The organism is Brevibacillus porteri (assembly GCF_003013475.1).
Classification (GTDB): Bacteria; Bacillota; Bacilli; order Brevibacillales; family Brevibacillaceae; genus Brevibacillus; species Brevibacillus porteri.
Genome location: NZ_PXZO01000083.1, coordinates 1 through 7,500 on the forward strand (window position 1 = coordinate 1; position 7,500 = coordinate 7,500).

The following is a 7,500-nucleotide window of genomic DNA, read 5'->3' on the forward strand; positions in this document are numbered from 1 at the left end:
AGTTTTCAGGGAATAAAAGAAGCCATCCAGCTTGGATGGTTTTTTTGTACTATTTGAAAACTGAAATTTCTGACGTATCATTTTAAAAAAGGAGTCATGTCATTATGAAATAAGCTACTTCGAGTCGGCTCCACTACGCTTGGATCATTGCGGGTGTCACCTTTTTCATTCTCTTGGTTGGCGCTGGAATTCGCTCTGCTCCTGGTGTATTTATGGTTCCTGTTGAACAAGAATTTGGCTGGAGTCGCTCTTCTATCTCAATAGCGCTGTCCATTAATCTATTGCTATACGGATTGGTAGGCCCGTTTGCGGCAGCAGTCATGGATCGGTTCGGAATAAGGCGTATCACGATCATTGCTCTTATCCTGTTGGCATTGGGTTCATCCCTCACGACTTGGATGCAGGCCTCCTGGCAACTGACTGTACTTTGGGGAGTCGTTGTTGGACTGGGTTCAGGATGCACGGCTTCCGTATTAGGAGCAATGATCGCAAATCGCTGGTTTGTGAAGCAACGAGGATTGGTTATGGGTATATTAACAGCAAGCGGTGCAACAGGACAGCTGGTATTTCTTCCTCTTATCGCAAGCTTGGCTGAATACATTAAGCAAAATCCTTTTCGTGCAGCTGTTGATGGTTTAGTAAGAGGATCTCGTTCCTTTGATTTCTGGTTGTTGGCTGGCAGCTTTTTTATTTGCGGTCTTTCTACCAATGGTTTAATCGGTACTCATTTTATAGCTGCTTGTATGGAGTACGGCATTCCAGCGGTAACGGCTGCAAGTTTACTCGCTCTCATAGGTATCTTTGACATTATCGGGATGGCTATCGGACTGTTTTAACAATCGTTGGCTCTTGTTTTGGTATTACGGTTTACGGGGATTATCGTTAATGCTGCTTCCTGCAGCACTGTCCTCTTCTACGTTTACCTTGGGCTTATTCATTGTCTTCTATGGCTTAGATTGGGTAGCTACAGTTCCTCCAACACTTAAGTTGACAACCGATATTTTTGGAAAACAGCAATCAGGAATTTTGTTTGGGTGGATATTAGCCGCACATCAGTTAGGTGCTGCTGTGGCCGCTTACGGTGGAGGAGTCATTTATACCATGTTGAATAGTTACTTCATCATGTTTATCATTGCGGGAATATTTTGCTTGATCGCTTCTGTATTGGTTATGCGGATTGGAAGGAACGCGCTCACGGCGAAAATTTCCGGGAACATGTAGAGGCAAATATATGGATTGAAAGAAAAACACCCGAGTGGACACTAGATCACTCGGGTGTTAGTTAGTTTTCAGGCTGCGAATACATGGGAAGGATGATACGGAAAACAGCGCCGTGGATTGGACCATTTTCTGCTTGGAGACGGCCGTGCGAACGTTCGATAATTGCTCGAGAAATAGCTAGCCCCAGTCCGACATCACCATTTTTTCCTTTCACAAAACGATGAAATAAATGAGGGAGAAGCTCTTCCGCGATGCCCTCACCATCATCTTGTACTTCTATTTGGATATGGCGTTTGCCTGATTTGATTTCGATCGTGATCTGATCCTTGGCATGGCGCAAAGCATTTCCAATGATATTCAACAAGGCTTGAAGAAACTTTCCTTCATCGACGTACACTACGTCATTGGTTTTAGGCGGACGTACTGAAATCGTTACATTGTGTTGAAGCTGCAAAGGGTGTAAACGCTCAATGGCTCGAGTCACCAGGTCAGTAGCGGAAAGCCATGAGGGATCAAACAAATTCTCTTCGCCTTCGAGCTTGGCCAACAATATAATTTCAGTCACAATATGCTTCAATCGACTGGTTTCCTCTACGATTACATCAAAACCTTTTTCAGCAGCATCATCAACAAAAACACCATCGCGAATTCCCTCGGCATATCCTTGAATGGACATGAGAGGGGTTTTTAGCTCGTGGGAAGCATTCTGTAAAAATTGCCGCTGGATTTCATGGAAACGATCGAGCTCTTGTGCCATGGAGTAAACACTATTCGAGACTTCAGCAATTTCACCGCGAGCAGGAATGAGTTGGACTTCGGAAAAATGACGTGCTTGAACCTTTTTAATTTCTCTCGTCAATTTATGCAGTGGCTTCACCATACTACGCGTAATAAAAAAACTGAGTAAAATGGTAGATACGGCTCCAATCAAAACGATGAGCAATATGTTATTCGTCATCTCCATACGAATGTCTTTTAGTCCACGTACAGGAGAGGCCAGAATCAGTCGTTGCTTTTCGTCGTTTTTAAAAGGCAAGTTAACGACCACATAATCATCGCTTCCGACCATCCATATGTTTCGATTTTGCCTTTTCTCCGCTTTACGCTCAAGGGCATCCATCCACTCATTCAAATTGGAAGAAGGCAGGGATGTGTAGAGTACTTTTTTCTTTTTTCCTAAGAGCAAAACTTCTATCTTGCGATTGGAGACGAGAAGCTTTTCGAGTTCTGCGACTCCCTCAGTTTCAATCTTTACATTCGATTCGTTCATTTTTTCAATCCAGAATCGACCTTTTAAGTTTAATTCATTCTTTTGCTGCTCGATTAAATTATCCAGCAAAAACGAATTGATCAGGGCAGCTGATACCCCTATGACAAGACAGAGAAGAAGGGCGAACATCAAAGTAATGCGAAATTGGATACTCATTCATCCTTCGTTCCTTCCAAAGTTCGCAGGCGATACCCAAAGCCCCAGACGGTTTCGAGAGGGATCTTGTCCAGCTTTTTTCGGATACGACGAATAAGATCATCAACCACTCGATCACTTCCAAAATAATCATATCCCCATATTAGAGAGAGCAGCTCATCACGGGAAAAAGCCCGATTCGGATGCTCCGATAAAAGGCTAAGCACCTGAAACTCTTTCGAGGTCACCTCTACTTCCTCCCCAAAAGAATAGACCAGACGTTTTTTCTTATCTAATACAAGAGCGCTGTTAGCAGCCTCTTCCGGGTTATTGTCTTTCGCAATGAAAGGGGATTCTTCCGCATGAGACTTCATCTGTTTCCAACGTTGGAGTGCCCGATTCACGCGTGCCACTAATTCACGAGGGCTAAAAGGTTTGGTGAGATAATCGTCGCTTCCTAGCTCTAGTCCAAGAATCTTGTCTACTTCTTCGTCGCGAGCAGAAACCATGATGATAGGCGTCTCTGAACCAGCACGAATACGTCGGCAAAACTCATAGCCATTCATACCTGGCAACATGATGTCCAATACCCAGAGATCGGGAGGATTCTTTTGCTCTAAAGTAATAGCCTCTTCGGCTGATTCAAGTGCAGTTGTAACATAGCCTTCCTTTTGAAGATAGGCTTCGACGATCTGACGAATATGGATGTCATCGTCTACGATAGCAATGTGAAAGGTCTTCATAGGATTCCTCCGCGAACCTTTAGATTCTCACTTTATTGTACATCTTCAAACCGACATAAGCAGTTGTTAAAGGCATTTCCCACACTTTTCCCATACTTTCCTACGTTTCTTACAATAGTGTAAGGAAGTTGAAACCCAAATCGATAGGACTACGTGTTCATTCCTTGTAAAATCAAAGTACATTCAATAAACGGAGGGATACACCATGAGAAAACTACTACAGCTGATCGCGATTACGTTCGGATTGTTAATCGATACGAAGACAATGATTCGCTCCTCCGAATTGGAAATGGTCGTGAAGCTGTAAAGATGATCATAAATACATGTAAAATAACATGAAATTGTAGGGGCCAGAATGTAGGGGCCTTTTTTGTTTTGTGCGATGACCCAGCCTGAAACAGGGCTGGAATATTTAGGGATAGTACGAAATCGTGTGTATACGACCAAAATCGGTGGTAAATCTTTAGGAAATGGATTGATTCAACTGGATTTTTTGGACGTGTCCTCTCTCTATATGGTATAATGAAGTATTGTGATAACCAGTTGGAGGTTTACCCTTTATGGCAGAAGAAACTGCTCGGTTTCCAAAAGTCGATATTAGCCACGAAATGAGAGAATCGTTCATTAGCTATGCGATGAGCGTTATCGTCAGTCGGGCTTTGCCTGACGTTCGCGATGGTTTGAAGCCTGTACACAGGCGTATTTTGTATGCCATGCACGATATGGGCCTTACTCCTGACAAGCCGTTCCGTAAATCGGCAAACGTTGTCGGGGAAGTAATGGCGAACTACCATCCGCATGGTGACTCTTCCATCTATGAAGCGATGGTACGTATGGCCCAAGATTTTAACATGCGCTACATGCTGGTTGAAGGGCAAGGGAACTTCGGTTCTGTAGACGGCGACCCGGCAGCGGCGATGCGTTATACGGAGTCGCGTTTTTCCAAGCTCGCGCTAGAGCTTTTGCGCGATATTGATAAAGAAACGGTCGATTTCACTCCTAACTACGACGGACGCAAAGAAGAGCCGGTTGTATTGCCTTCTCGTTTCCCGAACCTGCTTTTGAATGGGGCATCAGGGATTGCTGTAGGTATGGCTACCAATATTCCGCCGCATAACCTGACAGAAGTTGTTGATGGCGTTATTGCCATGATCGACAACCCTGATATTACGATTCAAGAATTGATGAAGATTATCAAGGGACCTGACTTCCCTACAGCGGGGGAGATTCTCGGTTACAGTGGTATTCGTCGGGCCTATGAAACAGGCCGTGGTTCCATTATTATGCGCGCCAAAACCCAGATTGAAGAGGATGGGAAAGGCAAACCGCGCATCATCGTAACAGAGATTCCTTATCAGGTGAACAAGGCGAGACTCGTGGAAAAAATCGCGGAGCTCGTGCGCGAGAAAAAAATCGAAGGCATTACCGACCTTCGTGATGAGTCTGACCGCAAAGGTATGCGCATTGTGATGGAATTGCGTCGCGACGTTATTCCAAAGGTTGTTTTGAACAACTTGTTCAAGCATACCCAAATGCAGTCTACATTTGGTGTGAACATGCTGGCACTCGTTGACAGTCGTCCGCGTGTATTGAATTTGCGTGACATGCTCTATTACTATTTGGAGCACCAACGCGTCATTATCCGCAGAAGGACCGAATACGATCTCAAGCAAGCAGAAGCCCGTGCGCACATCTTGGAAGGCTTGCGCATCGCGTTGGATCATATTGACGAGATTATCAGCTTGATTCGTTCTTCTCAAACCACAGAAGAAGCTCGCACAGGACTCATGGAAAACTACACCTTGTCTTACGAGCAGGCACAGGCCATCCTCGATATGCGTCTGCAACGCTTGACTGGTTTGGAACGAGAAAAAATCGAGAACGAATACCAAGAGCTCATGGTGAAAATCGCAGAATTGCGTTCTATTCTTGCAGACGAAGGCAAAATCTATGCAATCATCCGCGAAGAGCTGGGTGAGATCAAAGAGAAGTTTGGCGATGCAAGACGCACGGAAATTACTTTCGATGAGAATCATATCGAAGATGCTGATTTGATCCCAGAGGAAGATGTGGTTATTACCCTGACGCATGATGGTTATATTAAGCGTCTGCCTGTTTCCACCTATCGTTCGCAAAAACGCGGTGGGCGTGGTGTTCAGGGATTGGGAACCAAGGATGACGATTTTGTCGAGCATCTGTACATTACCAACTCGCATGATTACATCATGTTCTTCACGAGCAAAGGGAAGGCTTATCGCCTAAAAGGATTCGAGATTCCTGATCTGAGCCGGACAGCGAAAGGCACCCCAATCATCAATCTCATTCAGATTGAAAAAGGGGAGCGGGTTAGTGCGGTAATCCCTGTGAAGGAGTTTGATGAAGAACATTACCTGTTCTTTGCGACCAAGAAGGGGATTATTAAGAAGACCACGCTGGAGTCCTATGAAAATATTCGCAAAGGCGGACTGATTGCGGTTAACCTACGCGAAGATGATGAGTTGATTGGTGTTCGTCTGACGGATGGCAAACAAGAAATCATCATGGGTACTCACAAAGGCATGTCCGTCCGTTTCAATGAGGGAGACGTACGCACGATGGGACGTAACGCCACTGGTGTGAAGGGAATTACCCTTGACGACGATGATGATGTCATCGATATGGACGTTATCAAACCGAATGCAGAAGTGCTCATTGTAACGGCGAATGGTTACGGTAAACGGACTCCTGTCGATGAATACCGCATTCAATCTCGTGGCGGTAAAGGAATTAAGACACACAATGTAACCGATCGAAGCGGTCCGGTCGTTGGTCTGAAAGTCGTTGAGCCTGAAGAGGATCTGATGATTATTACCACTTCCGGTATCATCATTCGTACAGAAATGAAAGGTATTTCTGTGATGGGGCGTTACACGCAAGGTGTGAAACTGATCCGTTTGTCTGAAAATGAGCAAGTGGGATCAGTCGCCAAGTGTCCTCCAACTGAGGAAGAGGATTTGACGGATGAAGATGTGGAAGAGAGAATCGAAGATCTGCAAGACGGAGAGACTGTCGAAGCAACCGAGCCTCCTGAACCTACCGAACCGACAGAGGAATAAAGAAAATCACGACGAAAGCGTCCCGCATAATGTGGGGCGTTTTTTCGTGTAAGTGCAAAAGTTTGTTCTACCCAGTGGTTTTTTCCTGCAAATGGTTTGGGTTTGGAGTAAAATTGGGAAATGGATACTATATCATTAACAAGTTGGATCGGGTGGTGAGCAGGTTGCCCAATGTGGAAGTGAAACAACTGACTCTTGGAGCGAAATTGGCTGAAGACGTATTTACAGCATTGGGAGGCATTCTTTTTGCAAAAGGAACCCCTCTCTATGAAAGAGAAGTTCAATTCTTAGAAGCGTTCATGATCAAGCAGGTACAAGTAGAGGAATCAGGAGGGGCTTGGACTGACCAAGGTGAACCAACTAAGGCAGATACGCCAGAAGCTTCTGATAAGTTTATCCAAGCTAAACCTGTGTTTCAGGAGTCATTTGATAAAGCAGTGTCTACACTGAAAAATTTGATGACCCGCGTACAAGGCGGCAATAACATACCCGTTATGGAAGTCAGAGAAGTTGTGACGCCGATCATTACGGAGTTTCAGCAGCAACCACAAGTCCTTCTCTCCCTTCGGCGCTTTGCAAGGATGGATAGCTATGCCTACGAGCATGCCATAGCGGTTGGGATTATTTCTTATATGATTGCAAAATGGGTCAAGGTGCCAGAAAAGGAATGGATGCAGGTCGCATTGGCGGGTACATTGCTCGATATAGGAAAAACGAAAATTGATAGGCGGATTTTGCAAAAACCAGGGAAGCTGACACCAGACGAATTCGAAGAGATGAAGAAGCATACCGTTTATGGCTACCAAATTATTAAGTCATCCCACGGTTTAAGTGAAGGTGTAGCATTAGCAGCTTTGCAACATCATGAGCGAGAAGATGGTTCAGGCTATCCGCTAGGTTTGCCTGGTTCTAAACTGCATTTATACAGTAAAATTGTCGCTGTGGCCGATGTGTATCATGCAATGAGCTCGGATCGTGTGCACCAAAAGGCATTGTCACCCTATCAAGTCGTGGAGCAATTAGTGCAGGATAGCTT

The 7,500-nt window shown here is 44.9% G+C and carries 4 protein-coding genes and 1 pseudogene (1 of these 5 only partly in view); 3 read left to right on the forward strand and 2 right to left on the reverse strand.

Annotated features, from left to right (window positions below; all coding sequences use genetic code 11):
• Nucleotides 1–143: 143 nt before the first annotated feature.
• Nucleotides 144–1,221: pseudogene (locus C7R92_RS31620) on the forward strand (MFS transporter).
• 61 nt (nucleotides 1,222–1,282) lie between these two features.
• On the opposite strand, the gene C7R92_RS31625 reads toward C7R92_RS31620, so the two are convergent.
• A complete protein-coding gene (locus C7R92_RS31625) occupies nucleotides 1,283–2,647 on the reverse strand; it encodes a sensor histidine kinase (protein ID WP_106836872.1) in 1,365 nt (454 codons plus the stop codon).
• Nucleotides 2,644–3,369: a response regulator transcription factor gene (locus tag C7R92_RS31630; protein WP_069853118.1), complete on the reverse strand. Its 726-nt coding sequence runs from the start codon at nucleotides 3,367–3,369 to the stop codon at nucleotides 2,644–2,646. Before C7R92_RS31630 ends, C7R92_RS31625 begins: the two co-directional genes overlap by 4 nt.
• A 560-nt stretch (nucleotides 3,370–3,929) precedes the next feature.
• Here C7R92_RS31630 and gyrA point away from each other — a divergent pair.
• Both gyrA and C7R92_RS31640 read left to right on the forward strand, forming a co-directional pair.
• Entirely contained in the window at nucleotides 3,930–6,464 is a 2,535-nt protein-coding gene (gene gyrA / locus C7R92_RS31635; RefSeq protein ID WP_106836873.1) for a DNA gyrase subunit A, read from the forward strand.
• Nucleotides 6,465–6,628: 164 nt separating this feature from the next.
• Nucleotides 6,629–7,500, forward strand: partial view of an HD-GYP domain-containing protein gene (locus tag C7R92_RS31640; RefSeq protein ID WP_170831645.1) — the 5' portion only. The gene runs 214 nt beyond the window's last position; the window shows 872 of its 1,086 coding nt (coding positions 1–872); it begins with the start codon at nucleotides 6,629–6,631; its stop codon lies off the right edge, out of view.